Raw genomic sequence first — 21,249 nt, forward strand, 5'->3', positions numbered from 1 at the left:
GCGGGAATGTGGGTTATCAGTGTATTTTTTAAAAGAGCAATGTGATCTATAATTACTCTATACTTATTAAAAAAGATCATAGATGACTATAGATGCCTCACTATTTGCCCATATTGAAAACGACTCCTCTTTAACTGGAACTTTTGGGTTACAGGGCAATCAACTGGCTAACACCATAAAATACCTGAGTCAATATCTGGACCACCTCAACGCAACACAACAGCCGTTTCCAACCGACTACCTGATTTTGATGGATCAAATGAAAAACATCTGCCGTCTCGAACAAATGACCGAAAATATGACTCAGGCCACTCGATATAACGAAGACATAAAAGAACTGGCAGAATCCATCGCTGATAGCATACTGACTATGCCCAAAGACAGTAAAATCCTGCTTCCTGGGGGATGGTATAACAGGCAGGGCGGTCATGCCATGATCTATGAATTTAGTCCTCACGAATGCGGATTTGTATTTAGTGCAATCAATGCCGGAGCAGGGCTTCAATACCATGCAAAAAAATCGGCCACCGAAAAGGAATTATACAGTCCCAAAAAATCCTGGCTCATCCCTACGCCCACCTCAACCCTGTTAAAAGAAGAGCTGAAACATTTCATTATTAAACTAATCAAAGCCCGTTTACCCAGAGGAACCAATACCCAGGTTAAAGCGGTTGACGACGAGGTTCTTTATAAAGAAATTTTTCCCAGCATCAGTTACATCAATGGCGAAGAAATTGATGCACGTGAGGGACTATCCGAGCACGCCTACACAGGAGGTCAACTCTCCGGAACCTGTTCGCAACGTTCCCTACATCAAATGCTCAAGCTCAACACTCAATCATCTCGAGATTATCAACGATTTATGTTTCATTTCAAGCAATACGCCCTTTTTGACTATGCCAAAGCCTGTATGGAAAAAAAGCAAAGTTACACTCCTGCTGTGCTTCAGCAAATTCGTTTGGCTATAGATAATAATCTAAAAATTTTAAACAGCCCTGACTTGTTCAGTCCTATTGAAATTGAGGAAGAGGTTTATAAAATAACCGCTCTGGAACAACAATTACAGACCATAGAGTTTGATAAAATTCAGCCCCCACCACCTCTTAAAACAGACACCTTCTCATATTCTGTTAAACCTGGCCCCCTTAAAGAGCCTAAAGTTGGATTAAATAAAAAATCAGAAACCGAAATTGTTCCACCTATGATCAAGTTAAACGATGGAACAAATCTTCTCAAAACCCTCTTAAGTGCTGTAACACTCATAAACAATTTAAGTGACTGGGCCACTCAGTATGTTTATATGGAACAACTCATTCTGGAGATGCCACTTGAGATAAGAGTAACTGATAACTCTGGTTTTTACCGAGAACTTAGTACGGAAGCTGATTTTGAACAATTTGAAATGATTCTGCGTCAAATGCAAAATATATCTCTGGGGCTTTACGAAAAGTGGATAAAAAAAGAACCCAATCCTTCTTTCAAGATAGTGCTGCTCAGCATAACCAATCTACAAATAGAACTTCATAATGTAATCACAACAAAAAAAAGGCTGCCGTCTTTCTTAAACTTTTCCAAAACGGTCATGTGTTCCATTCTTGACAATCAATACAGAAATCCTTTTTATGCCACCAATCACCCGAGGCTGGATCAACGATTCATTAATCTTCAAAAAAAATACAATGCAGTACCAAGACTAAACTACAGTGATTATTTTGATTATCTCAGGAAGTTATTAGACACCGAACCCCTATTAAAAGCCGAATTAGATACTCTGTACGATGCCAAATTTGGTCAGGTCACTTTACCAATGCATTTAAAAATACGAGAGAACCGTCTTAAATCACTGTTTCTGATTTCATTACACAAAGACAAAACCAGTTCTCTGGATGATAAATTTGCTCCTATTATCAACACAGTATTGAATCATATAAATCACGAGTGCCTACTCAGACGAGCAATTAATCCTTTTTTCAAGATACAATACGCTGAATTTATCTTTTTCAATTTCAGTTTTGATAATAATCATCTTGATTTCTTTGCACCACTTTTTGTGACCCACGTTCCTCATAGTGAGTTAATAAATAATTACAATCAGTTTAAATACAGTTTAAAAGACTCACCGGCTAAAGTTGCTCTTGAAGCCGATGTACCCAGTTCGACTTCCTATATGAGAAAAATTACCCCTAAAAAAGCCAATACAATTCAACTGCGCCCTGCAAAACCTCAACCTTTATTACAAGAATTCCGACAAATCAGTCAAGAAGAGATTAAAGCCAGAGATTATTTACATCTTCGCAGCGACCCCAAACTGCAAATTGCGTTAACTCTTGATTTTTTTACCAGCCACATCGATACACTGGCGGATGAATCGAACCAACGCTACCTCGAAGCCAATCTATTTCAACCCGGGCTTTTATTCGCTGCAAGTAAAAATCCTCAATTCCTGACCCAATTTAATGCTCATCTTAAATCAGGAGTGAGTTTTTTTTCTCACAATGGTCAACATACTCGTCATTCCCTCCTGTTCCTACGCCTCAATTACCTGGTAAGCCGCTACCTGGCTTTGGCAAATAATCCAGCAGGAATCCCAAGACTTCGGGCCATACAACAGGAAATTGAAGAACACTTGTCACAGAGTAATGAAGCAGAAATCGTATACGTGCTCCATCAGTATCTCTTTTTAACTCTTTTGACGTGTATGGAACTTGGTGAACAATCCAACACCATGTTTAACCGGGCTTACCAGGCCTATTATTATCTGAACAGCAACACAAATCCTCTTATTCTCGAGGATAAAGCACATACTATGAGCATGGAATGTGCCCATGCTCAGTTTAAATTGTTCATCTGGCAACAACCGCAAAAACAGGTAGAGGAGTTAATCAAAAATATACTCAATACGGCTTCCAATATTTCTGAAACACATACTGTTATCAGCAGTCAGTTTCCTGTTATTGCTTTGGAAGATCCATTAACGCAATCCTCTTCTTCATTTGATGCCATCCAGGGAAAATTATTTGTTGACGGCCTGGCACAAAGCGGAGTACCCCTGTTCATTCAAAATCATCCCCTAATCAAAGAACTGGGACTTGCGCACATCAAACAATGCCTGATGAGTTCCGCACAAGATTACATGATTTTGATGGATAAAGATCAAGAGGTGCATCTGTACTCTTCGGAAAATCATTTAACCGTGAGAAGACAATGGAACATTCAACAAAGTAGTGCAGAATATGAACTCTTGGCGCTTTCCGATACCCATCAAGCCGCACTTGCAAACCCTGGTATAGTCCCTCTTTTTAAAGATCTGCCCACAATTCTCACCGATGGGAGCATGAATTATTGGCACAATTTAACCACAGGTGAGAACAGAGGAATTTTAGTACGAGATAATATTCCTGTTTATTCAGTGGATAATAATCGCATCATGGCTCTTGATGCAGACGCAAACGAAACAGGAGCTTATTTAATAGCTGACATCCCAACAGCGCTAAAACAATTTGAAAATCATCAGTTTCTTTTATCTCATGCAAGCCCTTCCGGTTCTTTTATTAACCTGCCGAGATATAATTTATGTTTTGAACTTCATGGTGACACCCTTGTCAACAAGGAAACAGGAGAACGCATTGATGAAAAAAGCGTACCGGTGCATCCATCAGTGGCCGGTCTTGTCCTGGTATCTCATGACGAACATCAACGTTATTTAGTGCCGGTTTGTCGTTTTTATGCCACATCACTAGAAGCTCGAGAAAGCGAATTCTATCCTTTAATCCATGACATAGAAAGTCAAATTCCCCGCACCATAATCTATGAAGAACTGCATAGCAAACCGCTAGAACGACCACCCTTGTGGCGTCATCGTAACAGTCAGAAATGCATGAGTTTCCGACTTAAAAATGGCGAACCAGTAGCAGATAAAATATCTGATGCCCTATACCTTGCATACCTTTACATGGCCACAGATCAAACCCGAAAAGCATGGCAGACCTTAGAGGAATGTACTACCCGATTTGGGGGATTAACTGGCAACGCTGAAGAGTTGCAGTACATCTACTGGATCTGCAAAGAAATACCGCATGTTTTTTTTAGCATTTATGAAGACGAATTTGACAGAAATAAACCCAAGAGAAATACGCCTACTTATGTCGCTTGTCAGCTCAAAGCCATGAGTTTATTGTGTGATTTTCTCATCCAAAATGGTTCGTTTGATCTTAAAGATATTCCTGAGCCTTACATGACCGCAAATGCGCTTTATGAATCCATTGAACGCAAGAAAATAAATATGTTTCAAAAAGCACTTCCCGAACACATTTATCTGACCTTTAGCCGCCTGCAAACCATGCGGCGTCATTTGGAACATACCTATGTTTTATCACCTTTGGAACGTAAAAAATTATTAACCTATTATTATCAATCCCAACCCCAAGGCCATGCCCCATCAGGCGCTTTGGGTTATGAATGGATGAGCTTAAGTCTTGAGGAGTTGTTAAGAGAACGTAATGCACTGCTGGCAAGACAAACTGCAAATCAATCACTAGTCCCTTTTGATGCAGTAAGGCTTAACTTTATTAGCGAAAATCTGACCCGCCTGCAACCAGTTGTTGCCAAATCAACCCAGTTGAACTTGGTTCCCATTAGTTTGGATATCCCTAAAAACTACAGATTTAATGAAACCATCCTGAAACCTCAAACCATAATTCAAATGAACCAATGGTTGAATAAATTACCCGGAGTGTTGCTCAGTCCCCAAGGAAAAAAAGACGCTGTAACTGCTTTGTCATCAACAATAACCGAAGATGATTTTGTCTTGAACTTCCCAGCCTATTTACAAATAGCATGTGACAAGACCTCAGAAGAACATAAAAAGTTATATGACTATTGCTCCAAAACACTGATAGCCAAACGTCACATTAAACTCGAAGATCAAGACTCAAACATTCCCTTGATGTGTAATCTATTGTACCGCTTATTAACCACGGCAAGCGGGTATGTATTTAAATATCAAACATACACGTTTAGCGAACTGATTTCTGTTTTAGAACACGTACGTATTCCACCCTTATCTGTTTATGAAGCAAAAGATGTCTATTTCGATTATTTAGCACAACCTGAAGAGCTAATCGCTCATTATCAACCCTCTGCATATCACCCTCTAAAAATTTCGCAAACTGCGTCTGTTTCTTTATTGGAGGAAATGGGAATTGAGTATTTATTGGCGCAGAATTCTGCTGATTTAAAAGCACTCTTAGATCAGCTTATCACCCAATACACAGCACAAGAAAATCAAACTCATGATGCAATCGCTTTACTGGCCAAAGATTTGGACAGTGATCTGGAACAAGTCTTTAACCTGGAAGAACAGGCAGGGATAATCCTTTATAACCAGGAACAGAAGAAAAGAGAAATAGCCCAAACGCTTATTGAATCATCCCCATTGATAAACGCATTGCTTAATGCAGCAGAAATTGCCGAGCCCATCCTGAAACAAAAAATTGCACAATCGTGGTCAAAAGCCATTGAGCTAGCCAACCAAGGTCCCGATGATCTGGCAAAACAAAGAACCTGGACTCTTGAAAGAAAATCCAGAGCACGTGGGGCTTTGACTCAATCAGATCTACTGTCTCTCTATTCTCGGGCAGATGCGGCATACAGCATTGCACAAACAGGACTAAGCCTTACTGATGCGAAAAAATTACACGATTTAACTCATCACGCTCTGGTTCAGGGTATAAGTCTTCAGGCTTTAGTCAAGATAAAAACCGATCTGACTCATTCTTTAACTACCAATAATCCCATTATTGCTGCTCAGGCACTCGATCTGCTGGCAAGAGATCATATACCCGGACTTAAAGACCCATCGATAGTGATACTGCAACACGAAGACAATATAGTATTACGTAAGCGACAGCTTAGCGCCCTGGAATCGCTACTTCACGAGCCTGAAGATGGCAGTCGCTTTAACGAAACTATTGAAAAAATCATCATGGGAGGAGGTAAATCAAAAGTCATTATCCCTATTTTGGCTGAAAAAAAAGCTCAAGGCGATAACCTGGTAGTAATTGAAGTACCACAGGCATTATTAGCAACGAATCACGTTGATTTGAACAAAACCTCCCAACGCCTGTTTGGTAAGCGAGCCTATCGTTTTGAGTTCACAAGAGAAAGCGACTGTACCCCCAAACGTCTTGAGCAGATATATCAGATGTTTACAGAAGTAATTACTACTCAAAGCTATTTAGTTACTTGCGGCGAATCCATCCAATCTCTGGAGCTGAAATACGTTGATCTCTTACTTTCGACTACAGAACAAAATGAAACCTGGAAAAAACAGGTTTTTTGGCTTGATAAAATCAACACGCTCTTTCGTAATCATGCCGACTGTCTGATAGATGAAGTCCATCAAGGTTTATCCATAAAGAAAAAACTCAACTACACCTCGGGAGAATCCAAATCACCAGAACTATTATTGATTAAAAACGCTATTGCCTTATTTGGTTTTATAGACAGTGCTCTCATTGCAGAAGCACCTTCATATGATAAAAGCTATGACTGGAAACCATTCATGATGAATTTAGCGAATAAATTAATTCGTGACCCCGCCAGTCCATTACATTCTTTTCTTACGCAAGCGCAATTAAAATACGGCGCAGCAGTCCAGGACGAATTGATAAACTATCTGACGAATAAAACTTCAGCTGTTCCAGAAGCGGTTTTAACAGCAGATAAAGACACTCAAAATTCACTGGCATTTTTTAAACAGCAACTCAAGGTCACTCTGTCACGAACATTAAGCCAAAAACTCGGGAAACACTATGGCGAGTCGCAACTTAAAAAATGTAGCCCCCTAGAGAAAACCCTGGCCATACCCTACTCAGGAGTTGACACGCCAAATGAGCGAAACCGTTATAAAGATCAACTGGAAGCAATAAATAAAACCATTCAGATGATGCTTTTAAAAGGCCTTGGCAAAGAGCAACTGATTGTACAATTGAACTCATGGATAAGCCAGGCACGACAGGAACTGCTGCAACATCAATTATCGCAAAATGTAATGACTATGAGCACATTGGATGACACCAGCACCGCTCAGGGCTTCGCCCTGATCACAGCAGGATGTGATCTTACTTTGCATCAGATTAATGTTAAAAATGAAACACAGATGATGCAAGTACACCAAAAGCTCCAATGGAACAGAGCCCTCATGTTTGATTTTTTACGTCAGTATGCGTTAAAACAAGTCACCCAAGACGGTGCCATACTTCCAAACGATAACTTCAATCACACGGATCAATACCGCAGTATTCAGGGAGTATCTGGAACACCATCCCTCAATGGAGCGGCTTATCATCAACGTTTAAAATACAATAAAGGCTCATCTTTAGGTTCAGACGGATATATATTGGAAGTTTTAAAAAATAAAACGACTTTATCCAGCTGCGACTATACGGGATACTCTCAATTCATCAAGGACATTATCAGTCTATCGCCAGACCGCTCCAGAGTGCGCAGTATCATTGACATCAGAGGTACATTTACCGGGGTGAGCAATCGTGCTATTGCCAAAGAAATCGCCTTGTACATCAGAGCATACCCCGATCATTTCAGTTCGCCGCTAAAGCAAGTTCTTTATTTTAACGAGGACCAGATTTTATGCGCCTTAAGCATCCATTCCCCGCAAAAAATCACCGTTTTGGGCACAACCGAACATGAAGAAATAAATCGCCTGCTGGAATCAATACCTGAACAACGCATCACATTATACGATCAAATTCATACTACCGGTACGGACATAAAACAATACTCTCAAGCGCACGCTCTGGTTTTAGTTGATGATAAAACAACGAGTCACGAACTATTACAAGGTGTGATGCGCCAAAGAGAACTGGACCAAGAACAAACTAACGAATGGATTATTCCAAAACGAATGAGCACACTGAGTGTAGAGCAGCTGTATACTCAATTCAAACATAATGAAAAAGCCATGGTGGGTATGGAGGCGCCTGCTGCAGCACAGGAACAAATGCGCAATCACATACGAAGAAAATTTTTGACCCTGATTCAGGATATTCCCTCAGAACAGGCAGATAAGAAAGCCGCCTTAATACAACATTTCAGACCGTTTTTTGAAGAAATTCAAATGCAGGATCTTTTTACTCTTTATGGCGGAATCAATAGAAAAAAAGCAATAGAGTTACTATTGAAACACTACCAAAAACAGATAAAAAATCTCTGGAAATCGCAACTAGAGTCAGCCGAAATGCCCCCTTTAGCTCAGGACATTGAAAACATGTCGCAGGAGCTTATGCTCATTATCAATAAAGCCATTCCATTTTGTTTACCCGAATACGACACCATTGATACCTCATTTAATACCGAGGTTGAAGTACAAAAAGAGGTGCAAAGTGAAGTGCAAATTGAGTTAATGACCTTAAACGAGTCATATCGGGCTCACCTGAGCGAGCAATTGGAAGTCGGTTGGGCTGCCTTCATCAGCCCTGAAAACTTATTCTTAAATCAAACACAACTCCAAACAATGACGCAAAGACTGAACGCTTTGTGTAAAAAACAGGACATTGAGTCGCAAATATTTTCCGAAAATCTTTTAGTAAGCAAAAATTATGAAAGCACCTACTCAAGCCAAAAAGAAGGGATTAATGCCTTTCTTAAACCAGTATATCTGGTTTGGTATTACCTAAATAATGAAAATAAAATAAGCGCTGTAATCATAACCCCACAAGAAGCAGACGATGTGATCCATTCTGTTATTAAAAACCACCCAAGAAGCTGGATCTCGACCACAAGGGATACCCTCGTTGCAGGAAGCCGCCCCGATCACATACTTGAAAGTATCCAATACATCAAAATTAGAGAACAAATTCGCTTTTTTAGTGGCGAATTTTATAACCTGTTAAATCAGGATAGTCCTTTGTTATGGTTACACGATCAAACTGATGAAAAAATCAGTTTTTTTGAAAATAACTTACTGCGTTATCGGCCTGGCTGTGAAGAGTCCTTTCATCATCTTAAAGAAGCACTGAGTCAAACTCATCAGGGTGAATACACCTATATCGCCAACCATCCTTATGAGGATCTGACCCAATTCAACTGGGCTGATTTAATACCGCAAATTACACCATCTCAAAAAGCAGAACACATTAAGTTAGCCGAAGTGTTTGTTTACATTAATCAAAACTGGCATAAAAAAATAATCACGATTGGCCAATTGCAGTCACAATTTATACTGCCCATGAATACCCTAATCTATGTAAACCAACATTTATCATTTTTGATGAACCTAAGAGATGTAATCATAGGTTTAAATGGTAATGAACAGATCGTTAATTTTATGGCGTTCATTGAATCGTTAAAGCCATCACAAAAAAAAGCCCTTGAAGAATGTATAGGAATGAGCATTGCGCATTTTTATGAACTGCATCAGTGCGAACCCTATAATCCGGAAGAATTAATGAGTGAAGAACGAAGCGCAAAGATTAACGCTACCGGGATGGCTCTGATCAACCTTTTGGATTCTACCCCCGCCTTTAAAGGAAAAATGCTGTTTCATCATTTTTTTGAACATTTTTTTATTTATGCAGAGACTGTTGACAGAACTCGTCGTGAATTCCGCATTAATACCGCTGAGCTTCGAAGGTTTTATATACCAACTGTTGAATTAATTCGTCCTCTGGCACATAGCTTTTTGCCTACAAAAAGTTTGCTAGACCTTATGATCAAATACAACAGATTCGAAGAAGTGCTTTTACTGGATATACTTGATAATCGCAACGACCTGTCTTCAGCCATGTTAATTAAGATCATTTCCCGCACTAATTCTGAAAAAGTACTACTGAAGATACTGACTAAAGATAATTTAGATGAAGAAATTTACTCAGAAATTCTTACCAAAAACACTACCAACCCAATGATTATTGAAGCATTATTTACAAGCCCATCTGCCACAGCCCAGGTTAAAGAACGTCTGTTAAACCATGAATTAATAAACCCCGAGGTTGCTCTAAATCTTTTAAGTCATCATTCATTAACTAAAAATGAACTGAAACTCATTATCAACAATCCGTCTGTCTGCAATGAACACGTTATAGATTTATTAATCAGCCAACCCCACATAGAAACACCTGAACTGTTGCTGCTCCTAGGTAAACAAATGCCTGTAAATTTAGTGCTAAAAATTGCGCTTAAAATGTGGGGGCATAACAAAGACCATGACTTTGAGGGAATGTGTTTGATGGCGCTGGTAGAATACGCCCAAAGACACAATGCCGTGATTCCCCTGACCGAACTGGTGAAAGAACATAATTCTGCCATTCCCGTCGGTCTAATCATAAAACTGTTGACTCATTTGGATAAAAATATATTAGCGCAAACTGACTTTTGTCACCTGATTTCCAAAGCAAACAAGGAAGAACTTGATGAGCTCATTACTTTGGACAAAGAATACTCTCAAGAAGAGTTAATGCTGCTTGCTCAAATGAATCTTGATACCCTGCAAATAGACAGACTGCTTGACCATCGTCAAATGAATCATACCGTTGCGGCCTTTTTGTTTAAAAAAGCAGAATTTAGTGGGCGTATTAAAGCATGGAGCTGGTTGACTAAAGACTTGCTCGAGAGCACCTTGGATAACACAAGAGACTATGACAGTCTGGCTCTGGCTCTAAATCTCGGCGCATTACCTTCGGAAACCGCCAAACAAGAATGGCTGGAAAAGAAAAGGCAAGATCAGCAAAAGTCCAGCAAAGTATGTTTAAAATCCAATAACCTGGAAGCGAAATTTAACTGTATTTTGGAAGAATTAAAATTAAAATCACTTGCTCATGCCCTAAAAGCCACCAACGATCCTTTGTACGCAACTCCAGCGCAGGTGTCTTTTGAGCTCTACCAAAAACTGCATGCGGAGGTTAAAACTCTATTAGCCAATCCCTCAGAAAATACGCCTCAGTTCAAAAAAAATTGCCAGGAGGCTTTAAACGCAGCGAAACCGGTTTTAAACACCCACAGAGGATACAAGCAAATTCTACTTGATATAGCCAATATTCTTTTTGCTGTGGCAGCACTATTTAGAAAGGGAGGCTGGCGATTATTTGAAGCCCAAACACACAGTATGAGCACGGTAAATAAAGTTCTGGAAGACATGAATCAATTAATTGAGGAAAACACGACCCAAGCCGCCTCGTCATCATCAAACAGTAAACGAACTTAAACACCGCAGTCATAATCCAAAGCCCTGGACATCCCGGGCTTTTCCTGTCATTTGCACTCTGAAGCGCTCTTCCCTATAATGACGTCCGATTATAAAGGGACTTCATAATCCAAAGCGTTTCCAAAGGATTAATTTAACGAATACCCTTCAGGGAGATAGAATGGTTTTTTCTTCTTTAGCGTTTCTGTTTTTATTTCTGCCCAGCCTTAATTTAACCTATTTAGTTTGTCTCAAACGCACTAAATGGCAAAATATTGTCCTGATGCTCTTTAGTCTTTCTTTTTATTATTGGGGCGAAAAAGATCATATTTTCATTATGTTAAGCTGTATTATAGTCAATTATCTCTGTGGGATTTTGATACAGGAAAGTCAAAGCAAGACACAACGTAAATTATACCTCATTACATCCATATTCGCCTCCCTGGCCTTGTTGATTTATTTCAAATACTTTAATTTTTTTCTCAATACCATGAGCGAAACTTTTAGTCTGAATATCTCGGGTTTTAAACACATTGCATTACCTCTTGGAATCAGCTTTTATACCTTTCATGCATTAAGTTATGTCATTGATGTCTATTGGAAGAAAGTACCCGCTGAACGTAATCTGGTGACATTTATTTGTTATGTTTCATTCTTCCCGCAATTGGTAGCGGGGCCTATAGTCCGTTATACAGACATTCGTCACTCGTTCTATTACCGATATATTACCCGAGCAGGGGTACGCAACGGTATTTTACGCTTTAGCTTTGGCTTAGCCAAAAAAGTATTAATAGCCAATGAGGTGGCAAAACTGGCTGACTATGTTTTTTATCTCCCACCGGAGAATTTAACTTTTGCAGTAGCCTGGTTAGGGGCAATTGCTTATACCCTGCAAATTTATTTTGATTTTTCAGGTTATTCGGATATGGCCATAGGGCTGGGTTTAATGTTTGGCTTTAAATATAAAGAAAATTTTAATTTTCCATACAGATCCTTATCCATACAAGAATTTTGGAGAAAATGGCATATTTCTTTATCCAGTTGGTTTCGCGATTACATCTACATTCCTTTGGGCGGAAGCTACCAATCCGCTTTGCGAACCAAGCTCAATTTAATCATTATCTTTACTTTATGCGGCTTATGGCACGGTGCCAATTATACATTTGTACTCTGGGGTTTGTATCATGGGACTTTTCTAATCCTGGAACGTACTGTGTTGGGTCAGTTGATTGCCCGTCTTCCTGAGATAATGCGCCATATCTATGTTCTGTTTGTTGTAACTATTGGATGGGTTTTTTTCCGGGAGGAACATTTGGATTCTGCCTTAAGCTTTATTAAAACCATGCTGTTACCTAATGACTTTAATTTGACTATACTGGCTACTTGTGTCAATATTCTAACCGTTATTGCGATGCTTACAGGCATCATTCTCTCACTGGGAATGAATTTGTCTATTAAAGATTATCTGATTAGCGGGCGTAATAAATCGAGGATTATTGTTTACAAACAATTAAGTAGTCTACTGAGTTTGATCGTCTTGCTGATTTCTATTTTGTTTTTAAGTACGAATTCCTATAATCCATTTCTTTATTTCAGGTTTTAATGATGAACGTTTTTTGCAAATATTCCGATCGATTTTTAATTTTTGCCTTCGTTATCATTATCTCGATACCAGGCATTGGCCTTTTTTTTGAAAAACAGGCTGAAGAAATAAGAATGCTCTTCAATCGCGAGCCCTACCCTTTTCCTGAGTTTAATCTGGTGAAACTCGGACGAACTGATTTTAAAGGCATAGAAAATTGGTTCATAGATCGTGCGTTAGTCATCACTACATTAAGCAAACTGACCAGTAATATTGTCTATAAATTAGGCACAAGTATCAAGCCAGGTCAGGTACTATTAGGCAAAAACGATTGGCTTTTTTTAGGGAATGATTTTTCTGCTACCATGGATCAATATACTGGTAAAAACCAACCCACAGATGAAGAAATTTACACTCAGCTGTCTGCTTTAAAGCAAATGAGTAGAGTAGCCAGTCAACACTCAATTCCCTTTCTTGTTATTTTAGCTCCTGACAAACACGAAATTTATCCTGAATATTTACCCGACAATATACGCCGGAGTAACAAGAAAAACAGACTTGAACGTCTTGAAGAAGCAATGCAGGCTAACGGAGTCGATTTTATCAGCTTAAAGAATAAAGAATTAGCCGCCAAAAACGCTCTGGGTAAAGAATACGGAGATTTATACCTCAAGGGTGACAGTCATTGGAATTATCTGGGGGCCTATGTTGCTTACCAGGCAATAGCCGAGTACATGCAAAGCAAGGGAATTAAAATCAATCCCATTGACTATCGTTTTATCCCTCAACAAACGACTTACTCCGATCTGACTAAATTTCTCCAGCTGACTCATATTCAATCTAATAATCCTCTTCCTGACTGGTCAGCACTGAAAATAGAGTTGACGGGAACACCATACAATGGCACAGAAACTAAAATAGATCCCTTAGCCGGAAGCCCTGGAATCTTAATTGCGCCCTATCAAATAACCAATAAAGCATTAAATACCAAGCAAACCTGTTTATTAATAGGTGACAGTTTTTCTGAGGCATTAGGTTTTTATTTTCATAATGATTTTTATAATACCATCAGGATTCACACAGGAAACAAGGCATGGAGTTTATCAACGCTGATAGAATTATATCATCCTGATGTCATTGTCTATGAAAAAATACAACGTGATTTAATCATGCCCATGGTCAATTTTCAGCTCTATTCTGAACCAGTTCACTTAGACCTTCCCAAAGAACGCATGAGGGCTCAAGGTAAACTGGAACAATTCACCATCTACCCTGACCACATCAGCACTTACGGCTGGGCGTATATTCCTAATCAGGATGCAGGTTTAAGTGAGGTGTATCTGAAACTGAATAATGGCAAAAATTCCTACTTTTTCAGCATGACCAAACAACAAAGGCAAAGTGTTAATCTTGCATTCAAACATGATGGAAACCACCTGAACATGGCAGGATTTTCGGGCATTATAAGGCGTCAAGATCTGCCCGAAGGAAACTACTCTCTATCTCTTATAGTGATGAACAATGACGTGGTTGGTGAGAAGAAATGGCCGCAAAAATACGCATTGAATTCAAATCAAAAAGCAGGATAAGAGGATGAATAGAAAAGCATTACTGGTTGTTATTGCTCTGGTATTCCTCGAATGGCTGGATTTCACTTTATATCTTTATTTGGCCAAATCAATATTTGCAACGACTTTTTTTCCTCCCTCGGAATACAGTTTGATGCTCTCCTTTGCTCTGTTTGCCGCAGCCTACCTTGCCAGACCTTTGGGTGGCTGGTTGTTTGGCCGTCGGGCTGATGAATACGGCAGAAGAAGCCCCTTGATCTTTTCTGCTGCGATGATGGGCATGGCGACTATAGCTATAGCGCTTCTTCCTGGTTATCAAACATTAGGTATTGGCGCCACCTGGGCCTTGCTGGTTTTGAGGATTGCTCAAGGTCTAGCTTTAGGTGGAGAAATAAACAATTCGGCCATGTTTCTTGTAGAACACCAGTCACAAAGGCCTTTGATTGCGGGTAGTTATGTTGCTGCTAGCGGTGCCGCAGGTATGTTTCTAGGCGGAGCGACTGCTGCATTGGTTCAAGCAATTCCGGTTGCTGGTTTATGGCGAGTCATCTTTATCCTTGTTGGATTGGCATCGCTTTGGGTGTGCAGCTTGCGCAAAAAACTGCAAGAATCTCCCGAATTCATAGCGAATACCACTCCGTTCATAGAGGTTTTACGTAAAGAATGGTTAGGAATTATTCATATTACCGTTATGGGTGCGTTCGTAAGCGTTACTGTTTATATTTGTAATGCCTTTTGGGTATCTTATGCCACAGATCAAGGTTTGGGTTCTCCTGTTGCCTGTGCCTGGGCAGGTGCACTGGCGCAGTTGTTTTCAGCGCTATTGGCATTGCCTATTGCGCACTATACTCCGTCTTCCAAAGTATTGGTTTTGTTACAAAGCAGTATGATAGCTGCTTTTTTGGGAGCACCTGCACTCTTTATGTTCACAGCTATAGGTTCAATTGCCGGTGTGGTTGTGGGGCTGATTTTATATGTAATTGCCAATGGTCTTTTGTGCTCTGCTCTTTATTATTTTTTATACTTGCAGCTGCCAGCCCAATACCGCTGTCGTGGGGTTTCAACTGTATGGGCCATTTCGGCAAGTCTCGGTGCCATCAGTTTACCTGCAGCGCAACAAGCTCATCTGCACAACATGGTATGGATAGCGCCTTTGTGGGTCAGTTTTATCGCTTTGACAAGCTTATTTATTTTATCCCGCAGTCAAATGACAATGCCGCATTGTATGCCACAACCATGACGAATTATTAAGGGAACATTCGTACGGTTTTCTACTCCAGCTTGTATCTTATGGGGTTTCAAATTAGTATTAACCCTATTGATTTAATTAACGATTAAGCAGAGCAATACATGGAGATTAACCTCTTTTCAGACTGCGAGATAAATGAATAAACTATTCATTATTATTACCTATTACATCGTCTGGTTTGGATCGCTCATCCTGGCTGCACATCAGCATCCCTGGATGGCTCTTTTGTTATCCCTAATTATCAGTGGCATTCAATTGTATTTTTGGTGTGATCTACCCAAAGTAAAACACCCGCAATATTTTATATTTAGCCTCTCCTTTGTAGGATTTCTATGCGACAGTCTTTTTAACCTCACATCATTAATCTCTTTTCAAGCCAATCCTTTTGCACCCTACTTTGCTCCACCATGGATGTTAGGTTTATGGGTTAATTTCAGTGTACTGTGTATTGGGCTCGCAGACATGCTAAGCCAATTAAGATCTTATTTATGGTTTTTCGCTTTAATTGGTTTTCCTGTGGCTTATCTTGGCGGTGCAGGATTTCATGTGGCGCAGTTTCCCCAAGGTTTCATAAGCCTTGTTATTCTTGGATGCACCTGGATGGTTCTTTTCCCCATGGTGTGTTTAAACGTCTTGTTTACTTCAATTAACCCAACAATTAAGGATAAAAATGATAACTGCTCTTAAATGCATGATCCCTACAATGCTCTTGTTTTGTTTGCTTGATTTTCTTTGGATAGGATGGATAGGTAAATCACTGTACTTTAATCAACTGGGTCCTTTTTTGAATATTGAAGGAAATCAATTAAATGTCAACCTTACCGCTGCATTGGTAGTTTATGTTTTATTTGCGCTGATGATATGGTGTGTTGTACTTCCTTTGGCGCAAAACCAAATTATGTCCAGTTTTCTTTATGGTGCTTTTCTGGGACTGATAGTTTATGGCGTTTATGATATGACCAACCTGTCTGTTCTAAAGAATTGGCCTTTACACATTTCGTTGATTGATTGGCTTTGGGGAACTTTTTTGTGCAGCGTTACCAGTGGTTTTTGCAGCTGGATTAAACATTATCTGGTACTGACCCCTAGCTAAATCAATTAGTTAATTTACTCTACGCATCAGCCCAAACTTTAACCGGGACTGATGCGTGAACTACAGCCCCAACCAACGAATAAATCTATTCGTTGCTTTTAAATTGATGAATGACTTAGTATCGGTGTTCACCGTATAACTTTTAGTAACCCCGCCCAAATGACCAGGTACCGCCGAATGCAGACTAACCTGATTAATTCGTCCCATATTAAGTATTTTCATTTGCGTTTCATAATAACCATGCGACATGATGATAACGGGCACAACAAAATGAAGTGCATCTAAATCCTCTTTGTTATTTTGAGCGACCAGCTTGTCAAATTCCTGACTGCTTATCGCAATGTATTCCTGGTGATTAATTTGCCTACGTAACATTCTACCCAAAGGAGCCTGAGTATGAAAAATCCGTTCATAAGCATCGGCGGCCATCACCAGAATCGGATCATTGTCTTCTCGTCGGTCATTTTTATTCAAGTCGGCGAATAAAACAGGATCACGATTATCGACGTCATCAGGCGGTAAAGATGGCCTGGGCTGTATGGATGAGGTGGCAGTAGATTGAGCAGGAGCATCGCAGGTTAAAAATCGGGACTTGCCAAACCACTCATCACTTGGATAATAGATAACCATCAATGAATTGTCCTTAATGGTATTTATTATAGGCTTATATAAATCAGGCGGAAGTGCAGGACACCCCCAACTGCGACCTGGTCTGCCATAACGCTTTATAAAGTTCTCCTCAACATACCATCCACCATGCATCACTATTGCCCGGTTATAAGCATTATCGTTAAAGTGTTTATCAATACCTGCCAATCTTAAAGACAAACCTTCTCTGCCGTAATAAGCCTGATCGGTTTTATATACCCCTATACTGCTTGCTTTACTGTCATTTTTGTTAGAAAAATAACGAGTGAGCAAAGTACCGGAACGGATGCCGTGCGACACATAAGTATGGAAAAGAAGTTTTTTATCATTTAAATCAAAAACCCATAATCTTTTTTGATTGGATGGCAGAGAATAGTCAATAACGGTCAATATATTATTACGCTCAACCTGATAGACTGACGCACACTGGATGGATTTTAACACTTTGTTGATGACCTGACTTCTGAGCGTACCCCTTTCTTTTTCGAGTAGTTCTTTTATTTCATTCAACTGATAATGGTAAGATGGAATATGACTTTGAACCGCTCCACTCTGCATCTTTTGTTGAATCATTCCTGCCAATGGCTCAAATGACGTTACTGCAAAGAATAGCAGAATAGAAATCATAGTATTTCCTTGATTGTTTTATCTTAAATTATTTTTATTCCTCTAAAAGTAAATATAGATCATAAAAAACCAATGTGCACAATTAATAGTTTCTCGCCAGAAGAAATGCTCGCATATCGTCTTGAAGACAAGATGGGATGGCTAATAGAAAACAGGGACTAAATGTAACTTCCCCACGTCATACCGTTAAAAATCACCTATTGGGACTCTCCAACAGAAGCAACTGACGTTTCCGACTGTTCTGATCTTTTTAGTAAAGACAAAGCCTTATTATGATCAAAAGACTGTTGCCAGGTAGAGATAATAATGGTCGCTATGGCATTTCCCGTCATGTTAACGATGGAGCGGGCCTCATTCATAAATTTGTCTATTCCCAATACTAAAACCACGCCAGCAGCAGGAATATCACCCACCGTGGCCAATGAGCTGGCAAGAACTATAAACCCGCTTCCTGAAACACCCGCAGCACCTTTTGAACTGATGATCATAACGCCCAGTAGAGTCAGCTCTTGCCACACGGTAAGCTGGGTATTGGTAGCCTGCGCAATAAACATGGCAGCTAAAGTAAGATAAATAGCAGTTCCCGCCAGATTAAACGAATACCCCAGAGGCAATACCAAACCAACTACAGAGCGTTCACAACCGAGATGTTCGAGTTTTTGCATCAGGCTGGGCAAAACGGTTTCTGATGAAGCCGTAGCCCAGACTATAACTAACTCATCTTTTAAATAACGTAATAAATGCCATATATTGACCTTACAATACCAGTGTAAAATACTCCCCAAAACAACGAGAATAAACAAGACAGAAATGACATAATAACAGGCCAATAAACCAATCAGATTAAACAGTGGTGCAACACCAAATTTTCCTACGCTGTAGGCCATAGCGGCAAAAGTCGCTACTGGTACCGTATACATTACAATATGAATGATTTTAAAAAATACCTTGGCAACAACATCCATACCCAGGGCTATGGGTTTTCCGGCTGAACCCATTAAAATCAATCCCATTGCAAACAAAATCGAAATAAATATCACTTGCAGCATTTCACCATCAACAAAAGCGCTGATAAATGTACGTGGAATAATATTAACCAATAAATCCACCATATTCGTTATTTTATGTGACGAACCAAGATAGGAACTGGCCTCATTCATATCGAGCGAAGATGGGGCAATATTTAAGCCAACACCCGGTTTAAAATAATCAGCAGCACCCAGGCCAAGCATTAACGCCAGGGTAGTAATGATTAAAAAAAATAACAACGCAACACTTGCAAGCCGCCCTACTTGCTTCATGTCATTCATCGCTGCTATCCCGGAAACCAGGGTAAGAAAGATGATAGGGGCTATGAGCATTTTAATTATCTTGATAAACACATCAGAGAGAACTTTCAGATGTACCGCAATATCAGGATACATATATCCGCAAAGCACCCCCAATACAACGGCAAGAAGAACCTGTACATAGAGTTTTTTTAAAACGTTCATTTGTTATTCTCCGAGTCGTTTTCTAGGGACTGACAAACCAAACAAAATCCTGAAGCGTAAAACTCTCTGTTGAAACAGGTTGACTCAAAAATCATTATTACATGTTTTTTTTACAGATTACTACAACAGCACGTTGTTTCATTACTTCCATAGTCTGTTACTGTATTTAAAACAAAGTGCTCATGGAAGCTTGGACTCAGATAAAATTTATCCCTAAGAACATATTTTTGAAAAAAAAAGACAAGTGGCCCTTACTAATTATTCATCATTTTCTATCTAAAAACCGTTAATCAGTAGCAAGCCATTTGCATCATTCCCGACACTGATATCACAAACCCACTCAATCTGAAGATGCGATTGTTTACTGGCAGGATCGTAATAATCCACATAAAGTGTCGCAGTATCATCATCAAAAACACTTAGCCGACCATAAACAGACCAAAAAACTCCGGGAGTCGGTAATTCAACAACACTGTTTATCACAGTAGTTACTGTATCTTTTAACTGACCGTCTATACGGGGACGGTAGTGCAGATATTGAGTAAAGTTAAAACGAGTAGATGCACCGATCAAATTAGGCCTTAATTGATTTTGTAACGCAGGATCGCTTATCCGGCATCGGTCCAAATAAACAATCGCTTTCACATCATTACCACTCTCAACAGCTCTTACTAGCTCATTAAAACTAAGAATGAGAGCAGTATTTTGTGAAGTAAAGGCATGAACAGAACCCATGAACCAACACAAGACAAGTACTGCTCCTTTTTGCATCCACATAGTCATCAATAGTCCTTGTTAAGCAAATGAGTCACTTGGTTTTTTTTAATATTTAACAGAAAAATGAATATAATTTACATTAAGTGTATTACTAACAACCACCATTTGCCAAAAAATTAATATCAAGGCATTGGTTTCTTAGGTGAGTTAAGCAATAATGAATGTCTTACCAAGGCCCAAACCAGAGCAAAAACCTAAACCCAGAGATTTCATGAACTACATTGCTGATCTAATCCATTACATTCTTCACATAGACGTCTATCTTAACTCATTTGTATCCACCTATGGATTTTGGACTTATCTGGCATTATTCCTGGTATTATTTTGTGAGACAGGTTTAGTAATAACCCCTATTCTTCCCGGCGATTCACTCCTGTTCGCAGCAGGTAGTATTGCGGCACAACCCGGTAATTCGCTGAGTATTATTTTTTTATTCATTATTCTTTTTATTGCCTCAGTACTTGGTAATCAGGTAAATTTTCTTATTGGAAGATTCTTGGGGCCCCACATCTTTCGCTCAAAAAAATCCTGGTTACTTAATAAACACTATTTACAAGAAACACATGCTTTTTACGAACGACATGGTGGAAAAACTCTAATTTTTGCCCGATTTATCCCGATTATTCGTACCTTTGCCCCCTTTGTCGCAGGTATAGGAACAATGGAAGCACTGCATTTCACTCTTTACAACATCCTTAGCGCTCTGCTTTGGATTGGCAGCCTGCTGAGTCTTGGCTATTTTTTAGGCTCTATTCCTATAGTAAAAAATAATTTTACACTGGTAGTTTATGCAATCATTTTAATTTCAGTTCTTCCTCCCTTTATTGGTTTTGTCAGTAAGAAAATCATCCCTGCTCTCCAAAAATAATGTCCACTGCAAGAACCTAGAGCTCACAAATGACAAGATGACTTACTGAGTTGCATTAAAAAAGAGCCCATAAATGAACCCAAATGGATAAATAAAGTATCTTGTGGTAAAATTAACCACAAACATATTTTTTGATACTATCAA

The 21,249-nt window shown here is 39.4% G+C and carries 10 protein-coding genes; 7 read left to right on the forward strand and 3 right to left on the reverse strand.

Annotation, left to right across the window (positions count from 1 at the left end; all coding sequences use genetic code 11):
- Window positions 1-82 precede the first annotated feature (82 nt).
- The 6 genes from Lwor_RS01230 (at window position 83) to Lwor_RS01255 (ending at window position 16,692) form a co-directional block, all read left to right on the forward strand.
- Window positions 83-11,221, forward strand: a complete 11,139-nt coding sequence (locus Lwor_RS01230) for a DUF3638 domain-containing protein (RefSeq protein WP_058491995.1) — start codon at window positions 83-85, stop codon at window positions 11,219-11,221.
- 160 nt (window positions 11,222-11,381) lie between these two features.
- Entirely contained in the window at window positions 11,382-12,803 is a 1,422-nt protein-coding gene (locus Lwor_RS01235; RefSeq protein ID WP_058491996.1) for an MBOAT family O-acyltransferase, read from the forward strand.
- Between the two features lie 113 nt (window positions 12,804-12,916).
- On the forward strand, window positions 12,917-14,371 hold the full coding sequence (locus Lwor_RS01240; RefSeq protein ID WP_238584594.1) for an alginate O-acetyltransferase AlgX-related protein: 1,455 nt from the start codon (window positions 12,917-12,919) through the stop codon (window positions 14,369-14,371).
- Between the two features lie 4 nt (window positions 14,372-14,375).
- Window positions 14,376-15,590 carry an MFS transporter gene (locus Lwor_RS01245; protein ID WP_058492000.1) on the forward strand — a complete coding sequence of 405 codons (1,215 nt, stop codon included), beginning with the start codon at window positions 14,376-14,378 and terminating at the stop codon, window positions 15,588-15,590.
- 144 nt (window positions 15,591-15,734) lie between these two features.
- On the forward strand, window positions 15,735-16,286 hold the full coding sequence (locus Lwor_RS01250; RefSeq protein WP_058492002.1) for a DUF2878 domain-containing protein: 552 nt from the start codon (window positions 15,735-15,737) through the stop codon (window positions 16,284-16,286).
- Complete coding sequence (locus Lwor_RS01255; RefSeq protein WP_058492004.1) at window positions 16,270-16,692, forward strand: DUF2177 family protein; 423 nt, start codon at window positions 16,270-16,272, stop codon at window positions 16,690-16,692. The genes Lwor_RS01250 and Lwor_RS01255 overlap by 17 nt, the downstream gene beginning before the upstream one ends.
- A 60-nt stretch (window positions 16,693-16,752) precedes the next feature.
- Here Lwor_RS01255 and Lwor_RS01260 read toward each other — a convergent pair whose 3' ends face one another.
- The 3 genes from Lwor_RS01260 to Lwor_RS01270 form a co-directional block, all read right to left on the reverse strand.
- Window positions 16,753-17,967 carry a murein L,D-transpeptidase catalytic domain family protein gene (locus tag Lwor_RS01260; protein ID WP_058492006.1) on the reverse strand — a complete coding sequence of 405 codons (1,215 nt, stop codon included), beginning with the start codon at window positions 17,965-17,967 and terminating at the stop codon, window positions 16,753-16,755.
- Window positions 17,968-18,164: 197 nt separating this feature from the next.
- Window positions 18,165-19,460 (reverse strand): C4-dicarboxylate transporter DctA, encoded by a 1,296-nt coding sequence (dctA, locus tag Lwor_RS01265; protein ID WP_058492008.1) that lies wholly within the window; start codon window positions 19,458-19,460, stop codon window positions 18,165-18,167.
- Window positions 19,461-19,736: 276 nt separating this feature from the next.
- On the reverse strand, window positions 19,737-20,243 hold the full coding sequence (locus Lwor_RS01270; protein ID WP_058492014.1) for a hypothetical protein: 507 nt from the start codon (window positions 20,241-20,243) through the stop codon (window positions 19,737-19,739).
- A gap of 205 nt (window positions 20,244-20,448) precedes the next feature.
- Here Lwor_RS01270 and Lwor_RS01275 point away from each other — a divergent pair, with 205 nt between their 5' ends.
- A complete protein-coding gene (locus Lwor_RS01275; protein ID WP_058492210.1) occupies window positions 20,449-21,105 on the forward strand; it encodes a DedA family protein in 657 nt (218 codons plus the stop codon).
- The last annotated feature ends 144 nt before the right edge of the window (window positions 21,106-21,249 follow it).

This window comes from Legionella worsleiensis (genome assembly GCF_001467535.1).
Taxonomy (GTDB): Bacteria; Pseudomonadota; Gammaproteobacteria; order Legionellales; family Legionellaceae; genus Legionella; species Legionella worsleiensis.